1 protein-coding gene is annotated in these 669 nt (G+C 58.9%); it reads right to left on the bottom strand.

What is annotated here, in order from left to right:
- Positions 1–152 precede the first annotated feature (152 nt).
- The coding region (locus tag E8D52_18580; protein TKB65339.1) for a hypothetical protein at positions 153–669 on the bottom strand (517 nt) is incomplete at its 5' end.

The raw sequence follows: 669 nt of genomic DNA, 5'->3' as shown, positions 1-669 counted from the left end.
CGGCACCCTATACTGTTGGATGACCCAACGTCCAAAGCTGTTTTGGACAAGACTGTGTAACTGAGTATTACGCCCACCCAGCCTAAGAGCCACAGTAAGAATCCAGGACCACCGAGTAGATGGTTGGGCTCATGCGCTCTCGATCCTGTCGCCTAAATCTGCGTCACCGCATCTTCCGCCCCCTCCAGCAGTTCCTGTACCTCCTCGACATAAATCTCCGTCGTCGCATAGTGTTGGTGCCGCATCATCTTCTGCACGCGCGTCGGATTCGCATCGTTGAGCAGCGCAAAGGTGGGGGTGGAGTGTCGCAAACTATGGACGACAATGCCCGGTTTCTTCACGCCCGCGAGGAGCAACCCTTCCGTGATGATCCGATGAATCGCCCGCGTGGAGAGTCGCTTCCCAGCTGCCGTCACGATGTTTCCCCCGCGATCGACACAGGCCGTCGTCGCAAACAACGGATCACTCCCCTGCAATGGGTCCGGCCGGAACGCGAGGTACGTCTGGATCCGCTCGTACACTTCCTTCAGCACCTGCACCGACTCATCGGCGGACGCTCTCCCCTTGCCATGCACCCACAGTCGCCATTTCTCTCCCGGTACTAAGTCCTGCAGATGCTCAATCCGCGCGCGGCTCACCTCGATCGTGCGGAGGCCAGTCTTGAGCATG

This window comes from Nitrospira sp. (genome assembly GCA_005116745.1).
Classification (GTDB): Bacteria; Nitrospirota; Nitrospiria; order Nitrospirales; family Nitrospiraceae; genus Nitrospira_D.
This window is presented reverse-complemented; position numbering and strand designations above follow the sequence as displayed.